The organism is Streptomyces sp. NPDC091412 (assembly GCF_044756885.1).
Classification (GTDB): Bacteria; Actinomycetota; Actinomycetes; order Streptomycetales; family Streptomycetaceae; genus Streptomyces.
This window is the reverse complement of sequence record NZ_JBIVTV010000002.1, coordinates 420,573-439,718: the sequence shown is the minus strand read 5'-3', so window position 1 is coordinate 439,718 and position 19,146 is coordinate 420,573. Positions and strand designations below refer to the sequence as shown.

The following is a 19,146-nucleotide window of genomic DNA, read 5'->3' as shown; positions in this document are numbered from 1 at the left end:
CCCCGGACACCCTCTCATTCGCATCCAACCACGTACGGCTGGAGGGACGCTCATTACCCATGGGTTACCCCTCGGCGGGAACCGTCAGGCCGTCCCGCGACAGCACCCGGCCCAGCGACTCCACCACCTCGGGGGCGTACGCGCCGGCCCCCGCCAGCCGCAGTTCCTCCAGGGCCCTGAGCGGGCCGCCGGGCCCGGCGTCGCGCGCCTTCTCCTCGTAGGCGTTGACCGCCCGCACGATCCGCGCGGGCAGCGGCTGCTCCCGGCAGGGGTCGGCCTGCCGCTCCACCACCACCGCGACCCGGGAGTCGACCCCGGTCTGCCGCACCACGGCCCCGCCGAGCAGCGCGATCCGCCGCTGCTCCTCGGCGGGCAGCCCCACGGTGGCCCCGGCGGGCACCGGGTCGACCAGGCTGAGCTGCCCGATGTCGTGCATCAGGGCCGCGTGCTCCAGCACGGTCAGCTCCGGTTCGGTCAGGCCCAGGTCCCGGCCCACGGCCCGGCTGAGCGCGGCCACCCGCCGGGCGTGCCCGGCCGGGGTGTACCCGGCGACCTCGGTGGCCCGGGCCAGGGAGGCGATGGTCTGCCGGTAGGTCCTCCGCACGGCCGCGTACCGTCTGAGGGACAGCTGGGTGAGCAGCAGCGGCAACGAGAACACGGGCAGCGCCCACAGTCCGGCCACGGCGACGGCGAGGGCCATGACCGCGCCGGTCGCGCACACCGCCGAGCCGATCCCGAGCAGGCTGCGCAGCTCCTCCCGCAGCAGCGGGCCGAACGGCCACCGGGTGCGGCAGTGCGCCTGCGCGGCGGCGAGCACGGTGCCGCACAGCGCGGTGAGCACCAGGAGCGCGAGCAGCAGCAGGGCGTACGCCGGGCCGACCCACCCCCGGAACACCCCTTTGCCGTAGAGGGGTTGGAAGCAGACGGCGGCGAAGGCGACGGTGAGGATCCGCCGCACGAGGTGGTCGAGCGTCCGCCCGCACCCGCGCGCGATGTGCGGCACACCGCCCAGCAGGCAGGCGGCGAGCACCACGGCGACGACCTGGAAGGCCCCGTGGTGGCTGGATCGGCCGGCGTCCTCGCCCAGCAGGGCGTACGACAGCGCCCCGGCGGCGCCGAGCGGCGCGGCCTCCCGGGCCTCCGACCCGGTCCACCGGGTGAGTTCGCCGACGAGGACCAGCAGCCCGAAGGCGAGGGCGGCCCCGCGTTCCTCGAGGCCGGTCCACAGGGTGACGGCGAGGGACAGCAGCGCGACCAGGGCCGCCGAGCCGCGGATGAGGAGCAGCAGGAGGGACCGGCTCATCGACGGGCTTCCGGCCGGCCGCCCCCGGACCGCTCCGACGCGCCGCCGGGACCACCGCCCGCGGACCGCTCCGGCACGCCGCCGGGACCGCCGTCGTCGGCGGCGGCCCCCGCCGCCGGAACGACGGGCGAGTCCTCCGCGCCGCCGGGAGCCGCCGCCGGGCCCGTGGTGCCGGGGACGGCACGGAACGGTGCCGTCGGGGCCACGGGCGTACCGTCCTGCGCGGTGACCGCCGGGTGCCAGCCGTACCGGTCCAGGGCCCGGACCAGCGCCGTGACCATCCGCGGGTCGAACTGACTCCCCGCGCAGCGCTCCAGCTCCGCCAGCGCTGCGGGCACCGGCCGGGCCCGCCGGTAGGACCGGGTGGACGTCATCGCGTCGAAGGCGTCCGCGACGGCCACCACGCGTGCGCTCTCGGGGATCTGACCACCTGTCAGCCCGTACGGGTAGCCGCCTCCGTCGAGTCGTTCGTGGTGGTGCAGGATCGCCGAGCGTGCCTCGCCCAGGAAGGAGATCCCGCGCACCATCTCGTGCCCGTACTCGGGGTGCAGCTCGATCACGCGCCGCTCCTCGGGGGTCAGCGGCCCGTCCTTGCGCAGCAGCCGGGTGGGGACGCCCAGCTTGCCCACGTCGTGCAGGATGCCGGCGAACCGCAGCACCTCGACCCGCTCGTCGTCCATGCCGAGCTCGCGCGCGATCATCATGGAGGCCTGGCCCACCCGCTCGCTGTGCCCGCGCGTGTAGCCGTCCTTGATGTCGACGGCCTGCACCAGCGCGCGGATGGTGGCCCGGTGCGCGGACCGCTCCCGGTGGTACTGGGCGTACACCCAGCCGGACACGCACATCGGCAGCAGCACGAGCAGCGCGGCGACCGGCCCGTAGGGGCTGCGCCACAGCACGGCCATCATCAGTCCCGCGAGCCCGTGCACCGCGATGGGCGCAGGCGACCGGGCGAACATCCCCTGCCAGGCCCGCCGTACCGGCACGTGCTCGGCGAGCGCGAGGACCCCGCCGTCCAGGGCCGTCAGCACCAGGCAGAAGGCGAGCACGGCGGCACCCGCGGGGAGCAGGACGTAGGGGAAGTCGCATCCGCCGACGGCGTCCCGGCCGCCCAGCGCCCCGTGCACCCGGGCGGCCGCCCACACCGCGAGGGCGAGCTGCGCGGCCCGCCAGATCCGGCGCAGCCCCTCGGGCCGCCGTCCGGCGCGGGCGAACAGGACGCCGGGCAGCGGGACGAGCGCGGCGGCGGGCGGCGGCAGCAGGAAGGCCGCCGCGAGCAGTACGGGGTAGAAGGGTCCGGCGAAGCCGAACCGGGCGAACTGCCTGCACCCGGCGTACACCGTGGTGAGCAGGGCGACCGCCCGCCAGGAGGTGTGTGTCACCGGCAGCGGCAGCAGACAGGCCAGGGCACCGAGGGCGGCACAGGCGACGTACGCACGGGCCCGCGGTGGAACCGCCTCCATGCCGCCCCTCCCCCGTCATGCCTCTCCCCTGGGAGCGTAGGGCGCACAGCCGGAAGTCCACGGGCCGAAGACCCGGGGATTAGCACGTTCGGGTGAAGAGCGTCCGGGTGGGTGCCCGAAGCGGATCCGCAAGCATGTCCGAGGCGCGTCCGACGTCTGTGCGAGCACGGGGTGCGGGCGGTGCCGGGTGCGGGCGGCAGGCGCGAAGGGAGCCGACGGGGCGCCGCGCGGGTGTCCGCGCGCGACGGGTCAGGACTCGTGCTGAGTCACCGGTGCCGCGGTCACGTCGTGCTCGGGGACGGTCTGGCCGGAGCGGATCAGATCGATCCGGCCCATGACCTTGGCACGCAGGTCGGCGGGGACGTCGTCATGTCCGCAGCACCGCTTGACCAGCTTCTTCACGGCCTGCTCCAGGCCGTACTTCTCCAGGCACGGCGAGCACTCCTCGAAGTGGTGCTCGAACTTGGTGCGATCGATGTCCGGCATCTCACTGTCGAGGAACTCGTAGAGGTGGTCGAGTACCTCACTGCAGTCCGTCTCGTGCGGGTCTCCGCAGCTCATGAGCCCGAGCCTTTCGCTTCGTTCGACTCTCCGGCGCCGGCCGGGACCAGTCCGCGCTCGCGGGCGTAGTCCTCGAGCATGCCGCGCAGTTGACGGCGGCCCCGGTGCAGCCGGGACATCACCGTCCCGATGGGTGTCCCCATGATGTCCGCGATCTCCTTGTACGCAAAGCCTTCTACGTCCGCGAGGTAGACGGCGATGCGGAATTCCTCGGGGATCGCCTGAAGCGCTTCCTTCACGTCCGAGTCGGGCAGGTGGTCGAGCGCCTGCGACTCGGCGGAGCGCAGACCGGTCGACATGTGCGACTCGGCACGGGCGAGCTGCCAGTCCTCGATCTCCTCGGCGGCACTGCGCTGCGGCTCGCGCTGCTTCTTGCGGTAGGAGTTGATGAAGGTGTTGGTGAGGATCCGGTACAGCCACGCCTTGAGGTTCGTGCCCTCACGGAACTGGTGGAAGGACGCGTACGCCTTGGCGTACGTCTCCTGCACCAGGTCCTCGGCGTCGGCCGGGTTGCGCGTCATGCGCAGGGCGGCCGAGTACATCTGGTCGAGGAATTCCAGCGCGTCCCGCTCGAAGCGCGCGCTGCGCTGGGCCGTCGACTCCACGGATGCGCCCACGCTCGTGCCCCGGCCCTCGGGCTGCTCCGCCTGGCCGTTGTCGGTCCCTGCGTCGGTACCGGGAACCGGACCCACCTCCTCAAGCGATGTCGTGGCACCGAATGCGGTTCCACTCGAATCGGAGGATAGACGACGACCCGTGCCTGCCGCCGCTCGAACAGGAGCGGTCCTCGCCGCGTGCAGCACCGTCCAGTCCAGGTCAGTGCGGCTGCTGCGGCTCGGGCAAACGGTCGAACCCATGCGGCGGACTCCCTCTCGTGTGACGTCGGCGCCGCTGAGCGGCACTACTGACCCGCTCAACAGCGGCGGTCCGCCAGGCATTCCCGGGAGTCACGGGAGTGACGCGGTCCACTGGGCGACGCCCTCGGTGATGATCTCCAGGACCTGGTCCTGCGTGATCCCCGCCCGCTTCGGCACGGCGAAGGCGTGATCGCCGTACGGCACCTCGACGAGCCGGTAGGAACCCTCCGGGAACTCCCCGGGCCTGCCGAACGGGTCGTTGCCACCCTGGACGACGAGCGTGGGCACCCCCGCGCCGAGCAGTTCGTCGGCGCGGGACCTCTCGGGCCTGCCCGGCGGGTGCAGCGGGAAGCTGAGGGCGAGCACGGCGTGCGCGCCCAGTTCGGCCGCCGTACGGCAGGCGACGCGCGCCCCGGCGCTCCGGCCGCCGGCGACCACCGGCAGCCCCGGCCCGGTGAGGGCGGGCCACAGGCCGCGCCAGCCGGCGTCCAGCGTCCGCGGCGCGGGCGCCACCTTCTTGCCCGCCACCCGCCAGGGCTGCTCGACCAGCGCGACGGTGACCCCGTGCGCCGGGAGTGTGCGCGCCAGGGCCTGGAGGTCGCGGGCCCCGACACCGCCGCCGGCTCCGTGGCTCACGGCGAGCACCAGGCGTGCCCCGTGGGCCGGGTGCCAGGTGATCCGGGCCGCGCCCGCTTCCGTCTCGACGATCTCGCTCACGTCGCTCATGTTCATGTCGTTCATGTTGCTCGCGTCGCCCACGTCGCTCACGTCAGAAGAGTGTGCCCTCTTCCGGTGCCGCGAGCTCCTCGAGCAGCTCCGGTCCGTTGTTGCGGACGTTGCTGACGGCCGTGGACACCGGGTAGGCGCGCATCAGGCCGGGGGCCGGCGGGGTGAGCAGCGCGCGCAGTTCGTCCGGGTCGGTGCGGGCCGGGTCCAGCCAGGCGTCCCAGCGGTCCGGGGTCAGCATCAGCGGCATCCGGGGGTGGATGTCCGCCAGCGAGCGCGGGCCCTCGGCCGGGGCCACCGCCAGCGGGGTCCGCTCGGCGTCCGTGGTGATCACCGAGCAGGTCGCCCACCAGGCCCGCGGGTGGTCGTCGGGCAGTGTCCGGTCCCGCCAGAACTCGTAGAGCCCGGCCATCGCGAAGACCGATCCGTCGGCCGGGGTCACGAAGTAGGGCTGCTTGCGCGGCCGCTTGCGCCTGCCCTCGACTTCCAGGTCCCGCTCCTGGGTGCCGGTGACCCACTCGTAGTAGCCGTCGGCGGGCACGACACAGCGCCGGGTGGCGAAGGCGCGGCGGTACGACGGCTTCTCGTGCACGGTCTCCGCGCGCGCGTTGATCATCCGGGCGGCGCCCTCGGGGGACTTCGACCAGGACGGGACGAGCCCCCACCTCAGCTTCCGCACCTGGCGAACCGGGCGGCGGTCGTCCGCGTCCTTCAAGGGACGGTCCAGGACGACGTGGACCTCCTTGGTCGGGGCCACGTTGTAGTCGGGCTCCAGGGTCTCCTCCGGGTCCCACTTCTGGATCTCGAAGACCCCCGCGAGGTCCTCGGGGCCGCGACTCGCTGCATACCGTCCACACATACGTGCAACACTGCCAGACCGCGCACACGGACAGGGAGCCACTCGGAAACATGGACATCCTCGCCGCCACCGCGCTGCCCGATCTCTGGGACCGGCTCGTCGGCACCCAGCCCGATCCCGACGTGTGGGTGGTGCTCGTCACCGCGGCCGCCGCGCTCGCAGTGGTCGTCCCGCACGGCCTGTGGCGCGTCTCGCGCAACGCGATCACCATCGCGCACGAGGGCGGGCACGGGCTGGTGGCGCTGCTCACCGGACGCACCCTGACCGGCATACGCCTGCACTCCGACACCAGCGGCCTGACCGTCAGCCGGGGCAAGCCGCACGGCATCGGCATGATCCTCACGGCGGCGGCCGGCTACACCGCTCCCCCGCTGCTGGGCCTGGGCGGCGCGGCCCTGCTCGCCACCGGTCGCATCACGCTGCTGCTGTGGGTGGCCACGGCGCTGCTGGTCGCGATGCTGGTGATGATCCGCAACGCCTACGGGGCGCTCACCGTGCTCCTCACCGGCGGCACGTTCCTGCTGGTGTCCTGGCTGACCGGGCCCCAGGTACAGGCCGCGTTCGCGTACGCGGTGGTGTGGTTCCTGCTGCTCGGCGGGGTGCGCCCGGCCTTCGAGCTCCAGGCCAAGCGGGCGCGCGGGGGCGCCGGGGACTCGGACGCGGACCAGTTGTCGCGGCTGACGCACGTCCCGGCGGCGCTGTGGCTGTTCCTGTTCCACGCGGTGTCGCTGTGCTCGCTGATCGGCGGCGGGCGGTGGCTGCTGACGGGGTGAGGCGGTCCCTCCGCTCTCCCTCGTCCGTCCCTCGTCGCCGGGCACGGTGTCGCAGGTCACGTGGCGGAGCCACCTCTCCGGCGGCACCGCGCCGAGCGTGCGTACCGGGCGCCGGGGCGCAGGCAGCGAACTCGGAACAGGCCCTAAGGTGGGGACCATGGCCCCGAACCCCGCGCACACCGCCCTCTGGCCCGCCCCGCACGCGAGCGGAGCCGTCGACGCGACGGTCCACGTGCCGGGGTCGAAGTCCGTCACCAACCGCGCCCTGGTGCTCGCCGCCCTCGCCTCCGAGCCGGGCTGGCTGCGCCGCCCGCTGCGCTCCCGCGACACGCTGCTGATGGCCGGCGCGCTGCGGGCCATGGGCGTCGGCATCGACGAGGGCGTGGGGCCGGACGGCACCGGGGAGGCCTGGCGCGTGATCCCCGCGGGGCTGCACGGCCCGGCCACGGTCGACGTCGGCAACGCCGGCACGGTGATGCGCTTCCTGCCGCCGGTCGCCGCGCTGGCCGACGGCCCCATCCGCTTCGACGGCGACCCGCGGTCGTACGAGCGTCCGCTGAACGGCGTCATCGACGCGCTGCGCGTCCTCGGCGCCCGGATCGACGACGACGGCCGCGGCGCGCTGCCGATGACCGTGCACGGCAGCGGCGCGCTGGACGGCGGGCCGGTGGAGATCGACGCCTCCTCCTCGTCCCAGTTCGTCAGCGCCCTGCTGCTGTCCGGACCGCGCTTCAACCAGGGCGTGGAGGTCCGGCACACCGGGTCGTCGCTGCCGTCGCTGCCGCACATCCGGATGACGGTCGACATGCTGCGGGCGGTCGGCGCACAGGTGGACACCCCCGAGTCGGGCGGCGAGCCGAACGTCTGGCGGGTCACCCCGGGCGCCCTGCTCGGCCGGGACCTGGTCGTGGAGCCCGACCTGTCCAACGCCCAGCCCTTCCTCGCGGCGGCGCTGGTGACCGGCGGCAAGGTCGTCGTCCCCGACTGGCCGGCCCGGACGACCCAGCCGGGTGACCGGCTGCGGCAGATCTTCACCGAGATGGGGGGTTCCTGCGAACTCACCGACTACGGCCTGGTGTTCACCGGTTCGGGTGCTGTCCACGGCATCGACGTCGACCTCGGCGAGGTCGGCGAGCTGACCCCGGGCATCGCGGCCGTCGCCGCGCTCGCGGACTCGCCCTCGACCCTGCGGGGCGTGGCCCATCTGCGGCTGCACGAGACCGACCGCCTGGCCGCGCTGACCAAGGAGATCAACGAACTCGGCGGTGACGTGACCGAGACGGCCGACGGCCTGCACATCCGCCCGCGCCGCCTGCACGGCGGGGTCTTCCACACCTACGAGGACCACCGCATGGCGACGGCCGGCGCGATCATCGGCCTCGCGGTCGAGGGCGTGCAGATCGAGGACGTGGCGACGACGGCGAAGACACTGCCGGACTTCCCGGACCTGTGGACCGGGATGCTCGGGGCGTAGGGACGCGGGGATCACGCCATGCGCCGCTACGGCAAGCACACCGACGAGGACGACATCCGCAGCCGCCCCAACCGCAAGGGCAACCGGCCGCGCACGAACATCCGCCCCAAGCACGAGGACGCCGCCGAGGGCATGGTCCTCACCGTCGACCGGGGACGGCTGACGTGCCTCGTCGACGGCCGCGCGGTCGTCGCCATGAAGGCCCGCGAACTCGGCCGCAAGGCCGCCGTCGTGGGCGACCGGGTGGCCCTGGTCGGTGACCTGTCCGGGACGAAGGACACCCTCGCGCGCATCGTCCGCATCGAGAAGCGCGGCTCGGTCCTGCGCCGCACCGCGGACGACGACGACCCCTACGAGCGCGTGGTCGTCGCGAACGCCGACCAACTGGCCATCGTCACCGCGCTCGCCGACCCCGAACCGCGCCCCCGGCTGATCGACCGCTGCCTGGTCGCGGCGTACGACGGCGGTCTGGAGCCGCTGCTGGTCCTGACGAAGTCGGACCTGGCCCCGCCGGACAAACTCCTGGAGCTGTACGGGGATCTGGACATCCCCTACGTCGTCACGAGCCGTGCGGAGCTGGACGCCGGCGCCGCCGCGGACCGGGTGCGCGAGCATCTCGACGGGAAGGTCACGGCGTTCGTCGGCCACTCCGGCGTGGGCAAGACGACACTCGTCAACGCGCTGGTGCCGGCGGAGCGGCGGCGGGTGACGGGACATGTGAACGCGGTGACCGGCCGGGGCCGGCACACCACCACCTCCGCGCTCGCGCTGCCGCTGGCGGGCGCGGCCGGCTGGGTCGTGGACACCCCGGGCGTACGGTCGTTCGGGCTCGCGCACATCGATCCGTTCCGGGTCATCCACGCCTTCCCCGACCTGGAACCGGGCACCGAGGGCTGCCCGCGCGCGTGCAGTCACGACGAGCCGGACTGCGCGCTGGACGCGTGGGTCGCCGAGGGGCACGCGGACCCGGCCCGGCTGTACTCGCTGCGCCGGCTGCTGGCCACGCGGGAGCGCAAGGAAGGCGACTGACCTCCGCGTTGTTTGGGTGCGGTGCGGTCCGGCAAGTGCATAATCGCACGGAGCCGGATCATGACCTGCCCCAAGCACGACCGAGCGGTCACGGCATGCGGACCCACGGGAGGACAGCACATGGCGTGGCTGCTGGTCATCGTTGCCGGGTTGCTCGAGACCGGCTTCGCCGTGTGCCTGAAGCTGTCGCACGGCTTCACCCGGCTCTGGCCGACCATCGCCTTCTGCTGCTTCGCCCTGGGCAGTTTCGGTCTGCTCACCCTGTCCCTGAAGAAGCTCGACGTGGGCCCCGCGTACGCGGTGTGGACCGGCATCGGCGCGGCGGGCACCGCGATCTACGGCATGGTCTTCCTCGGCGACCTGGTCTCCACGCTGAAGCTCGTGTCGATCAGCCTGGTCGTCATCGGGGTGATCGGGCTCCAGCTGTCCGGTTCCGCGCACTGACACGACGGCGCGGAGGGCGGACGGGTCAGCCCGGTTGGCGCGAGAGCGCGCCGCGTACCAGTTCGGCGACCCCGCCCCGGTCCGGCGGCGCCGCCACGCACGACAGGGCGAGGCGGATCACCAGCTCGCAGGCGCGGGCCAGTTCGAGGGTGTCCGCCCTGGGTGTGCCGGGGGCGGAGAGCAGGGTCACGGCACGGTCGCGGACGATCGCCACGAAGTCGCCGGGCGACGGCAGCGGGCCGTCGGCCCGGCGCTGGGCCGGAACCGCGCTGAAGGACGGCACCGCCGCCAGCGCCGGCAAGGGCAGCCGTTCGCTCCAGCAGCCGGTGAGCATGGCCTTCACCAGCGCGTTGTCCCGGGCGGCGGACACGGTCCACTCGGCGGCGGCGGTGAGCCGCTCACGCGGGTCGGCGGGAATGGTCAGGGCCCGGTCGACCCCGATGAGATAGCCGTCCGCCTCCCGCCTGACCAGGGCCCGCGCGAACCCCTCCTTGCTGCCGAACTCGTTGTACAGCGTCTGCCGGGAGACCCCGGCCGCCGCGGCCACGTCGACCATCCGCACCGCGGCCCACGGCCGCCGTGTCAGCGCCGTGTAGGCGGCGTCCAGCAGGGATTCCCGCGCTGCAGGCATCATCGCCTCCCTGGGGCGAGCGGCTCTGCGCCCAGATTTGACGCCCCCGAACGCACTGTCAAGGGTCCGTGACAGCATGTGTGCGCCACCGCGGGCGCCGCGCCCTCACTGCCATGGGGCCTCTCCCGGTTCGCGCGGCACTTCCGCACGCCGGGCCGCCCCGCCCCCCGTAGCCCCGTGTCGCCCCAGGCGGATACGGTTCTCGCATGCCGGACTACCTCGACGACCTGCGCCTGGCCCACGTCCTCGCGGACGCCGCCGACGCCGCCACCATGGACCGTTTCAAGGCCCTCGACCTCAAGGTCGAGACGAAGCCGGACATGACCCCGGTCAGCGAAGCGGACAAGGCGGCGGAGGAACTCATCCGCGGCCAGTTGCAACGCGCCCGCCCCCGCGACGCGGTCCTCGGCGAGGAGTACGGCATCGAGGGCACCGGTCCCCGCCGCTGGGTCGTCGACCCGATCGACGGCACCAAGAACTACGTGCGCGGCGTCCCGGTCTGGGCCACGCTCATCTCCCTGATGGAGGCCGGCGCGGGCGGCTACCAGCCCGTCGTGGGTGTCGTCTCCGCCCCCGCCCTGGGCCGCCGCTGGTGGGCCGCCAAGGGCCACGGCGCCTTCACGGGCCGCCGCCTGGCGCAGGCGAGCAGGCTCCAGGTGTCCCGTGTGGGGGAACTCGCGGACGCCTCCTTCGCGTACTCCTCGCTCGGCGGCTGGGAGGAGCAGGGCCGCCTGGACGGCTTCCTCGACCTGACCCGCGCGGTCTGGCGCACCCGTGCCTACGGCGACTTCTGGCCGTACATGATGGTCGCCGAGGGCTCGGTCGACTTCTGCGCCGAGCCGGAGCTGTCCCTGTGGGACATGGCCGCGAACGCGATCATCGTGACCGAGGCCGGGGGCACCTTCACCGGCCTCGACGGCCGCCCCGGCCCGCACAGCGGCAACGCCGCCGCGTCCAACGGGCTGCTGCACGACGAGATGCTGGGGTATCTCAACCAGCGCTGACGCGCGAGGGGGGACGCCTGCGCACGCCCCCGGCCGCCTGCGCACGCCCTCTTGTTGACCCCCGGTTTGCCTGAGACTCTGGGAGTTCCCCCACTTGTGAACTTGTGCAGTGCTCAACAGGCGCCGTCGGCGCCGGGCACGCATCAGCCGGATTCCCCGAGGAGGTGGCTCCATCCCATGCTCGTCCGCGACGCCATGAGCACGGTGGTCCTCACCATCGGTCCCGCACACACCCTCCGACAGGCGGCGGCGCTGATGTCCGCGCGCCACGTCGGCGCCGCCGTCGTCCACGACCCGGACGCAGGCGGCATCGGCATCCTCACCGAACGCGACGTCCTCAACTCCGTGGGTCTGGGCCAGAACCCGGACACGGAGCGCGTACACGCGCACACCACCACGGACGTCGTGTTCGCCGCGCCGTCCTGGACCCTGGAGGAGGCGGCCCGGGCCATGACCCGCGGCGGCTTCCGGCACCTCATCGTCCTGGACCACGACGAGCCGGCGGGCATCGTCTCGGTCCGCGACATCATCCGCTGCTGGGCGCCGGTCCGGCAGCACGCTGCGGCCGCGGGCGCGGGCACGGCCTGAGCGCACGCCGGCGGGCCGGGCCCCCGAGGGGACCCGGCCCGCCGTCCACGACAAGCGGTCCAGTGCTGGAGATCAGCCGCGCAGGGCCTGGACCGCGGCCTCCAGCCGCTTGCCGAAGTCGTCGTCCGCCTGACGGAAGTTGCCGATCGCGCGCTCGGCGATGTCCTCGCGCGAGACCTGCGAGATCGCGCCCGCCAGGTTGCCGATCAGTCGCTCCTTCTCCTCGTCCGACATCAGACGGTAGAGGTTGCCGGCCTGGACGAAGTCGTTGTCCTCGGCGTGGACCGCCGCCTCGTGGTCACCGGTGACGCCGGAGACCGGAACGGGCTGCCACAGCGGCCGGTCCGTCTGGAACGGCCCGCCGAAGCTGTTCGGCTCGTAGTTCTTCGCACCCTTGTGGCGGCCGTCGTACAGGTAGCCGTCACGGGAGTTGGTGCGCGCCTCGGTGGCGTGCGGACGGTTCACCGGCAGGTGGTCGGCGTTGATGCCGACGCGGTAGCGGTGGGCGTCGCCGTACGCGAAGAGGCGGCCCTGGAGCATCTTGTCCGGGGAGGGCCCGATGCCCGGCACGAAGTGGGCGGGGCTGAAGATCGACTGCTCGACCTCGGCGAAGATGTTCTCCGGGTTGCGGTTGAGCTCCAGCTTGCCGATCTCGATCGGCGGGTAGTCCTCGTGCGGCCACACCTTGGTGAGGTCGAACGGGTTGAAGCGGTAGGTCGCCGCGTCGGCCGCCGGCATGATCTGCACCTGCACGGTCCAGGTCGGGTACTCGCCGCGCTCGATGGCCTCACGCAGGTCGCGCTGGTGGGAGTCGGGGTCCTCACCGGCGAGCCGGGCGGCCTCCTCGGCGGTGAGGCTCTTGATCCCCTGGTCGGTCTTGAAGTGGTACTTGACCCAGAAGACCTCGCCGGCCTCGTTGCTCCACTGGTAGGTGTGGGAGCCGTAGCCGTTCATGTGCCGGTACGACGCCGGGATGCCGCGGTCGCCGAACAGCCAGGTCACCTGGTGCGTCGACTCCGGAGACAGGCCCCAGAAGTCCCAGACGTTGTCCGCCTCCTGGCTGCCCGTGTACGGGTCGCGCTTCTGGGTGTGGATGAAGTCGGGGAACTTGATGGCGTCCTTGATGAAGAACACCGGGGTGTTGTTGCCGACGAGGTCGTAGTTGCCCTCCTCGGTGTAGAACTTCAGCGCGAAGCCGCGGGGGTCGCGGACCGCGTCGGCGGCGCCGAGGTTGCCCGCCACGGTCGAGAAGCGGAGGAAGGTCTCCGTCTCCTTGCCGACCTCGGAAAGGAACGTGGCGCGCGTGTACGTGGTGACGTCGGCCGTGACCGTGAAGGTGCCGTAGGCGCCGGCGCCACGGGCGTGCACCACGCGCTCCGGGATGCGCTCGCGGTTGAAGTGGGCGAGCTTCTCCAGCAGGAGCTGGTCCTGGACGAGCACCGGGCCGCCGACACCCGCCGTCTCGCTGTTCTGATTGTCGGCAACCGGAGCACCGGCCTCCGTCGTGAGCGGCCCCTGGGTCACGTCGCCTCCTGGGTCATTTCCATCGTGCCTGTCTCTTGGCCAAAGCCAGTTTCGATCCTACAATGGACTTAGTCCAAGTCAAGTGGAGCTCCAAAGTCACACTGGTTCGGGAACTATTTCCCCTTGCTGTTAGGCTGGTCGGTATGAGTGACCTTCTGGAACGGCTGCGCGGACGCGGATGGCGGATGACCGCGCAGCGGCGCGTGGTGGCCGAGGTCCTCGACGGCGAACACGTCCACCTGACGGCCGACGAGGTCCACGCCAGGGCTGTCGCCAAGCTGCCCGAGATCTCCCGGGCGACCGTCTACAACACGCTGGGCGAGCTGGTCTCCCTCGGCGAGGTCCTGGAAGTCGCCACGGACAAGCGCGCCAAGCGGTACGACCCCAACGCGCACCAGCCGCACCACCACCTGGTCTGCGCCGGCTGCGGCGCGATCCGCGACGTCCATCCGAGCGGCAACCCGCTGGCCGACCTGCCCGACTCGGAGCGCTTCGGCTTCACGGTCTCGGACGTGGAGGTCACGTACCGCGGCCTCTGCCCGAACTGCGCGGCGGCCTGACGGCCACACTCGTGAAAGAAGGACCCCCGGCACCTCGACGGTGCCGGGGGTCCTTCTTTCGTGATCCGTTCCGGGAAGCACGCCCCCGGAAACACCGAGGGCCGGAATCCTTGATCGGATTCCGGCCCTCGGTTTTCAGTAGCGGGGACAGGATTTGAACCTGCGACCTCTGGGTTATGAGCCCAGCGAGCTACCGAGCTGCTCCACCCCGCGTCGGTGAATGCAACATTACGTGAACGGCGGACCGAGAAGCAAATCGTTCACGGAGACGACGGTGATCACGTCAGGCCGACAGCTCCTCGCGCAGCGCGTCCCGCAGCCGGGCGGCCCGCTGGGCGACCTCCGCCGGCCCCAGCGCCACGGCCCGGTCGGCCCACCCCTGCCCCTCGGCCAGCTCGCCGCGCCGCGCGTGCACCAGGGCGAGCCGCAGTGCCGCCCGCCCGTGCCCGGCGTCGGCCGCCCGCGCCCACCACACGGCCGCCTCGGGCTCACTGCCCTCCCGGGCGAGCAGCAGTCCCAGGTTGAAGGCGCCGTTACGGGACCCGGACTCCGCCGCCCTGCGGTACCACCGCGCCGCCTCGACCGCGTCCCCGCGGGCCGCGGCCAGCATCCCGACCCGCACCTGCGCGCGCCGGTGCCCCTGTCCGGCCGCCCGCTCGTACCACTCCTCGCACTCGGTCTTCTCCTGGATCGCCGGCTCCCCGAGCCCGTGCGCGGGCGCCGGCGGCCGCCGGGCGTCGAGCACGGTGGCCAGCCGGTACGCGGCCTCCGCGCTCCCGCCGCCGGCCGCGCACCGCAGGTGCCGCTCGGCCGCCCGCTCGTCGCCCGCCCGCAGCCGGGCGATCCCCACCTGCAACGCGGCCTCCGTGTGCCCGGCCGCAGCCGCCCGCTCGTACCACCGCAGGGCCTGGGCGTCCAGGTTCCGCCCGGCGTAGAGAATCCCCAGGTTGAACGCGGCGTCGACGCTCCCGGCCTCCGCCGCCTTGGAGAACCACGGCTCGGCGCCGCCGGTGTCCCCGCCCTGGAGCAGCAGGACGGCCAGCGCGTTCGACGCCTCCCGGTGCCCGGCGTAGGCCGCGCGCCGGTACCACTGCTCGGCCTGCGCGGTACGGCCCTGCTCGGCACAGAGCAGCCCGAGGTTGTAGGCGCCGTTGATGTCGCCCGCGTCCATCGCCGCCCGGTACCACCGCTCGGCGGTCTGCGTCTCGCCGCGCTCGGCGTGCAGCGCGCCCAGCGCGTTCGCCGCGTTGCCGTCGCCGTCCTGCGCGGCCCTCAGCCACCACAGGGCGGCGCTCTCGGCGTCACCGGCGTCCCGCAGCAGGAACCCGAGCGCGCAGGCGGCCCTGGCCTCGCCGTCCTTGGCGGAGGTCAGGTACCAGCGGCCGGCCTCCTTGAGGTCGCCGCGCCGCTCCAGGATGGCGCCCAGGTGCAGGGCGGCCCGCCGGTGTCCGCGCGCCGCGGCCTGGCGGTACCACTGCTCCGCCTCCGCCATCAGCCCGGCACCGTCACCGCCGGGCTTCCCCCCGGCCCGCCGGTCCAGCGCCCGCGCCAGCCGGTACTCCGCCTCCCGGTGCCCCCGCTCCGCGGCGACCCGCATCCAGCGCTCGGCCCCGGTGTCGCCGCGGTGCTCCAGGAGGTCGGCGAGGACGTAGGCGCCGAGGACGTGCCCCTGCTCGGCGGACTGGCGCAGCCAGTATTCGGCGGCGGGTTCGTCGCCGCGCTCGCGGTGGTGCCGCCCGAGCGCGTGCGCGGCCGCCGCGGATCCGGCGACGGCGGCGATACGCCACCACCCGGCGGCCTCGTCGGCGTATCCGCGCTGGTGGAGCAGGACTCCCAGGTTGTTGGCCGCGGCGCGGTCACCGCCCGCGGTGGCGGAGCGCAGATGGGGTTCGGCTCCGTCGAGATCGCCGCGGCGCAGCAGCATGGCCCCGAGGACGCTCATGGCCTCGACGTCGCCCGCCTCGGCGGCGAGGCGACGGCGCGCCAGCTCCGCGGCCTCGTCTGCGGCCGCCACGGACTCGTCCCGGGTCTCGTCCCGGGCTTCGCCTCCGGTCTCCTTGGAGTCGGAAGCCTGCACAAATCGCCCCGTCCCGAACAGAGTTGCCTTGTCCCCCATAACGTCCATCGTCGCACCACCTGCAACCCGGGTACATCTGTAATACCCCAGCCAGTGAGGTCACTTCAGCGTTTTGTCGACATGCCCACAGAGAGACAAGTCAAACACAGATCGCCCAACTCCCCACGGCGGCACGGCCGCCGGGCACGTCGGCACATGCGTTCGCCCACGGCGAAGGGCCCGGATCCGCGGTACGGATCCGGGCCCTCGGGCTCGACAGGGAGCGATCAGCCCCCGCTCGGGCTACCGCTCGGACTGCTGTCCGGTGCCGGACCGGCGCTCGCACCCGGGCTCGCGCCGCCCTTGCCGTCAGTGGCCTTGCCGTCGGCGGGCTTGCCGCTGCCGCCGGCCTTCCCCGCCTGCGCCTGCGCGTCCTCGGCCCGCTTCAGCGCGTCCTGAAGGTCCTTCTGCGCCTGGCCGTACGCCTGCCAGTCACCGTTCTTCAGGGCGGTCTGACCGTCGTCGAAGGCCTTCTGGGCGTCCTTCAACGCCTCCTGGACCGTCGGGTTGTTCGACGGCGGCGGCTTGGTCTCGCCACTGCCGGTCCCACCGCCGCCGGTCTCGGAGCCGGGTGGCTCGGTGGTCGAACCCTCCGTGCCGAAGACCTTGTTGAGCGCCTTGTCGAGCGTGTCCTCGAACGCGGTGTTCCCGCCGTACGTCACCAGGACCTTGCGCAGCAACGGGTACTTGAGCCCGCCGCCACGCAGGTAGACCGGCTCCACGTAGAGCAGTCCGCCGTCGAGCGGCACCGTCAGCAGGTTGCCGTACTCGACCTCCGAGTCGCCGCCCTTCAGCAGCCGGATGGACTCGGCGATGGAGGGTTCGGAGTTGAACTGGCTCTGCACCCGCTTCGGGCCGTCGATCGTCTTGCCCGTCGGCAGCTTCAGGATGCTGATCTTGCCGTAGTCGCTCGTGTTCGCGTCGGCGTTGACCGTCATGAACGCGCTCAGGTTGTCACGGCCGTTCGGCGTCATCGTCGTCGTCAGCGAGAACGTCTGCGACGACTCACCGGGCATCTTGAGGCTCAGGTAGTACGGCGGCACCGCGTCGCCCGACTTGTTGGTCGGGTCGTTGGGGATCTGCCACACCTCGCTGCCGCTGAGGAAGGTCTGCGCGTCCGTGACGTGGTAGCGCGTGAGCAGCTCGCGCTGCACCTTGAACAGGTCCTGCGGATACCGGATGTGGGACATCAGCTCCGGAGAGATGTCCTTCTTCGGTTCGACCGTGCCCGGGAACGCCTTCATCCAGGTCTTCAGGACCGGGTCCTTGGTGTCCCACTGGTACAGCTTGACCTCGCCCGTGTACGCGTCGACGGTCGCCTTCACCGAGTTGCGGATGTAGTTGACCTGGTTCTGCTGGGCCACCACCCGCTGGTTGTTGGCGGCGGTCAGCGAGTCCAGCGTCGTGTCACCGAGGGTGGTGCGCGAGGCGTACGGATAGCCGTTGGTGGTCGTGTAGGCGTCGACGATCCACTGGACCCGTCCGTCGACCACCGCCGGGTACGAGACCCCGTCGATCGTCAGCCACGGGGCGACCGCCTCGACGCGCTGCTTGGGCGTGCGGTTGTACAGGATGCGCGAGCCGTCGCCGATCGCACCGGAGTAGAGGATCTGCGGCTCGCTGAACGCCATCGCGTACGCGGCCCGGTTCAGCGGGTTGGAGAGGCTGACCCCGCTGTCGCCCTTGTAGCTGGTGGTCTTCTCACCGCTGTCGTCGGAGTAGTCGATCTCCTTCTGGGGACCGCCGACGATGGAGTAGGTGGTGGTCTTCTCGCCGTAGTAGATCCGCTGCTGGTACCGCGGGAGGTCGCCCGTGGACGGCAGGTTGTACTCGGTGAACACCGGGCGGCCCTCGGAGTCGGCCTCGGTGCCCTTGGCCGCGACCACGCCGTAGCCGTGGGTGTAGCGGAAGTGGTCGTTGATCCAGTTGTTCTTCGGGATCCCGGCGAGGTTCAGCTCGCGCAGGCCGATGACGGTGTCCTGGACCTTGCCGTCCTTGGTCTTGTACCGGTCGACGGCCAGGTTGGACGGGAACCCGTAGTAGTTGCGCACCTGCTGGAGCTGCTCGAACGTCGGCGAGACGATGTTCGGGTCCATCAGCCGGTAACTGGCCGCGTCGACGGCCGCGTCCCGCAGCTTCGCCTTGTCCTGGGTGCTGCTCGTGCCCGCGTAGTCGGCGACCTTGGAGTCGTCGATGCCGTACGCCTCACGGGTGGCCTTGAGGTTCTTCTGGACGTACGGGGCTTCCTTGGCCTGCTCGTTGGGCTCGACCTGGAACTTCTGCACGATCGCCGGGTACAGGCCGCCGATGAGTATGGCCGAGAGCACCATCAGGCCGAAGCCGATGACCGGCAGCTGCCAGGTGCGCCGCCACAGGGTGGCGAAGAACAGCAGCGCGCAGATGACGGCGATGCAGAACAGGATCGTCTTGGCCGGCAGATAGGCGTTGGCGTCGACGTACCTCAGGCCCGTCCAGTTGCCGGTCGCCTTGAAGTCGCTCGACTTCACCGCCAGTCCGTACCGGTCGAGCCAGTAGGCCACCGCCTTCAGCGTCACGAAGACGCCGAGGAGCACCGACAGGTGCCCGGTCACCGCGGCCGTGGCACGCGCGCCGGGGCTGGTGACGCGCAGCCCGCCGTACAGGTAGTGCGTGAGCACCGCGGCGATCAGGGACAGGATCGTGGCGGCGAAGCCGAAGCCCAGCAGGAAGCGGTACCAGGGCAGGTCGAAGGCGTAGAAGGAGACGTCCAGGTGGAACTGCGGGTCCTGCTTGCCGAACGGCACGCCGTTGACCCACATCAGCCAGGTCCGCCACTCGCTCGCGGCGGAGGCACCGGCGATCAGCCCGACGAGCGCCGTGATGCCGCACAGCAGCCACTTCTTGTACGGCGCGATGCTCATCCGGTAGCGGTCCAGGCTCTGCTGCTCCATCGACATGGCGCTCAGCGGCGGCCGCAGCCGGTGCGCCAGCCAGATGTTCAGGCCGACCGCGGCCGCCATCAGCAGGCCGAAGACGAAGAACAGTCCGATCTTGGTCCACAGTGTGGTGGTGAACACGGACGAGTAGTGCACCGACCGGTACCACAGCCAGTCCGTCCAGAAGCCCGCGAACATGGCGAAGACCATGCCGAGGACGGCGAGGACGCCCAGTGTCATGAGCAGGGTCCTGGCACGCCGGGACGGACGGCCCACTCTCATCCGCGGCCCTGTCGGGCCTCCGCCGCGGTCCGGCATC

Annotated in this window: 17 protein-coding genes and 1 tRNA gene; 7 read left to right on the top strand and 11 right to left on the bottom strand. The window is 72.2% G+C overall.

Annotation, left to right across the window (positions count from 1 at the left end; translation table 11 throughout):
* Nucleotides 1-64: 64 nt before the first annotated feature.
* The 6 genes from ACIQMV_RS06130 to ACIQMV_RS06105 all read right to left on the bottom strand — a co-directional run bounded on the left by ACIQMV_RS06130 (nucleotide 65) and on the right by ACIQMV_RS06105 (nucleotide 5,769).
* Nucleotides 65-1,303 (bottom strand): HD-GYP domain-containing protein, encoded by a 1,239-nt coding sequence (locus tag ACIQMV_RS06130; protein ID WP_402591485.1) that lies wholly within the window; start codon nucleotides 1,301-1,303, stop codon nucleotides 65-67.
* Entirely contained in the window at nucleotides 1,300-2,766 is a 1,467-nt protein-coding gene (locus ACIQMV_RS06125; protein WP_402591484.1) for an HD-GYP domain-containing protein, read from the bottom strand. Before ACIQMV_RS06125 ends, ACIQMV_RS06130 begins: the two co-directional genes overlap by 4 nt.
* Nucleotides 2,767-3,015: 249 nt before the next feature.
* Complete coding sequence (rsrA, locus tag ACIQMV_RS06120; RefSeq protein ID WP_402591482.1) at nucleotides 3,016-3,327, bottom strand: mycothiol system anti-sigma-R factor; 312 nt, start codon at nucleotides 3,325-3,327, stop codon at nucleotides 3,016-3,018.
* Entirely contained in the window at nucleotides 3,324-4,019 is a 696-nt protein-coding gene (sigR, locus tag ACIQMV_RS06115) for an RNA polymerase sigma factor SigR (protein ID WP_216372773.1), read from the bottom strand. Before sigR ends, rsrA begins: the two co-directional genes overlap by 4 nt.
* Before the next feature lie 255 nt (nucleotides 4,020-4,274).
* A complete protein-coding gene (locus ACIQMV_RS06110) occupies nucleotides 4,275-4,925 on the bottom strand; it encodes an alpha/beta family hydrolase (protein WP_402591927.1) in 651 nt (216 codons plus the stop codon).
* A 28-nt stretch (nucleotides 4,926-4,953) separates the two neighbouring features.
* Nucleotides 4,954-5,769: an SOS response-associated peptidase gene (locus ACIQMV_RS06105; protein WP_402591479.1), complete on the bottom strand. Its 816-nt coding sequence runs from the start codon at nucleotides 5,767-5,769 to the stop codon at nucleotides 4,954-4,956.
* 50 nt (nucleotides 5,770-5,819) lie between these two features.
* Between ACIQMV_RS06105 and ACIQMV_RS06100 the strand changes: the two genes are divergently transcribed.
* The 4 genes from ACIQMV_RS06100 (at nucleotide 5,820) to ACIQMV_RS06085 (ending at nucleotide 9,489) form a co-directional block, all read left to right on the top strand.
* Nucleotides 5,820-6,542, top strand: coding sequence for a M50 family metallopeptidase (locus tag ACIQMV_RS06100; protein ID WP_225075492.1), 723 nt, complete (start codon nucleotides 5,820-5,822; stop codon nucleotides 6,540-6,542).
* Between the two features lie 157 nt (nucleotides 6,543-6,699).
* Nucleotides 6,700-8,016, top strand: a complete 1,317-nt coding sequence (aroA, locus tag ACIQMV_RS06095) for a 3-phosphoshikimate 1-carboxyvinyltransferase (protein ID WP_402591477.1) — start codon at nucleotides 6,700-6,702, stop codon at nucleotides 8,014-8,016.
* Between the two features lie 18 nt (nucleotides 8,017-8,034).
* Nucleotides 8,035-9,045, top strand: coding sequence for a ribosome small subunit-dependent GTPase A (gene rsgA, locus ACIQMV_RS06090; RefSeq protein ID WP_402591475.1), 1,011 nt, complete (start codon nucleotides 8,035-8,037; stop codon nucleotides 9,043-9,045).
* Between the two features lie 120 nt (nucleotides 9,046-9,165).
* A complete protein-coding gene (locus ACIQMV_RS06085; RefSeq protein WP_141358554.1) occupies nucleotides 9,166-9,489 on the top strand; it encodes a multidrug efflux SMR transporter in 324 nt (107 codons plus the stop codon).
* A gap of 25 nt (nucleotides 9,490-9,514) precedes the next feature.
* Here ACIQMV_RS06085 and ACIQMV_RS06080 read toward each other — a convergent pair whose 3' ends face one another.
* On the bottom strand, nucleotides 9,515-10,123 hold the full coding sequence (locus ACIQMV_RS06080; protein ID WP_402591473.1) for a TetR/AcrR family transcriptional regulator: 609 nt from the start codon (nucleotides 10,121-10,123) through the stop codon (nucleotides 9,515-9,517).
* 203 nt (nucleotides 10,124-10,326) lie between these two features.
* On the opposite strand from ACIQMV_RS06080, the gene hisN reads away from it, so the two are divergent.
* A complete protein-coding gene (hisN, locus tag ACIQMV_RS06075) occupies nucleotides 10,327-11,124 on the top strand; it encodes a histidinol-phosphatase (protein ID WP_141358558.1) in 798 nt (265 codons plus the stop codon).
* Between the two features lie 177 nt (nucleotides 11,125-11,301).
* Complete coding sequence (locus ACIQMV_RS06070; protein WP_141358560.1) at nucleotides 11,302-11,712, top strand: cyclic nucleotide-binding/CBS domain-containing protein; 411 nt, start codon at nucleotides 11,302-11,304, stop codon at nucleotides 11,710-11,712.
* A 72-nt stretch (nucleotides 11,713-11,784) separates the two neighbouring features.
* Here the strand turns inward: ACIQMV_RS06070 and ACIQMV_RS06065 are convergent, their stop codons facing one another.
* Nucleotides 11,785-13,236 (bottom strand): catalase, encoded by a 1,452-nt coding sequence (locus ACIQMV_RS06065; protein ID WP_402591470.1) that lies wholly within the window; start codon nucleotides 13,234-13,236, stop codon nucleotides 11,785-11,787.
* 143 nt (nucleotides 13,237-13,379) lie between these two features.
* On the opposite strand from ACIQMV_RS06065, the gene ACIQMV_RS06060 reads away from it, so the two are divergent.
* Complete coding sequence (locus ACIQMV_RS06060) at nucleotides 13,380-13,796, top strand: Fur family transcriptional regulator (protein ID WP_141358564.1); 417 nt, start codon at nucleotides 13,380-13,382, stop codon at nucleotides 13,794-13,796.
* A gap of 139 nt (nucleotides 13,797-13,935) precedes the next feature.
* On the opposite strand, the gene ACIQMV_RS06055 is transcribed toward ACIQMV_RS06060, so the two are convergent.
* From ACIQMV_RS06055 to ACIQMV_RS06045, 3 genes are all read right to left on the bottom strand, one after another.
* A tRNA-Met gene (locus ACIQMV_RS06055) sits at nucleotides 13,936-14,009 on the bottom strand.
* Nucleotides 14,010-14,079: 70 nt separating this feature from the next.
* Nucleotides 14,080-15,921, bottom strand: coding sequence for a tetratricopeptide repeat protein (locus ACIQMV_RS06050; protein WP_172632847.1), 1,842 nt, complete (start codon nucleotides 15,919-15,921; stop codon nucleotides 14,080-14,082).
* Nucleotides 15,922-16,139: 218 nt separating this feature from the next.
* Nucleotides 16,140-19,145 carry a UPF0182 family protein gene (locus tag ACIQMV_RS06045; protein ID WP_141366268.1) on the bottom strand — a complete coding sequence of 1,002 codons (3,006 nt, stop codon included), beginning with the start codon at nucleotides 19,143-19,145 and terminating at the stop codon, nucleotides 16,140-16,142.
* Nucleotide 19,146: the final 1 nt, after the last annotated feature.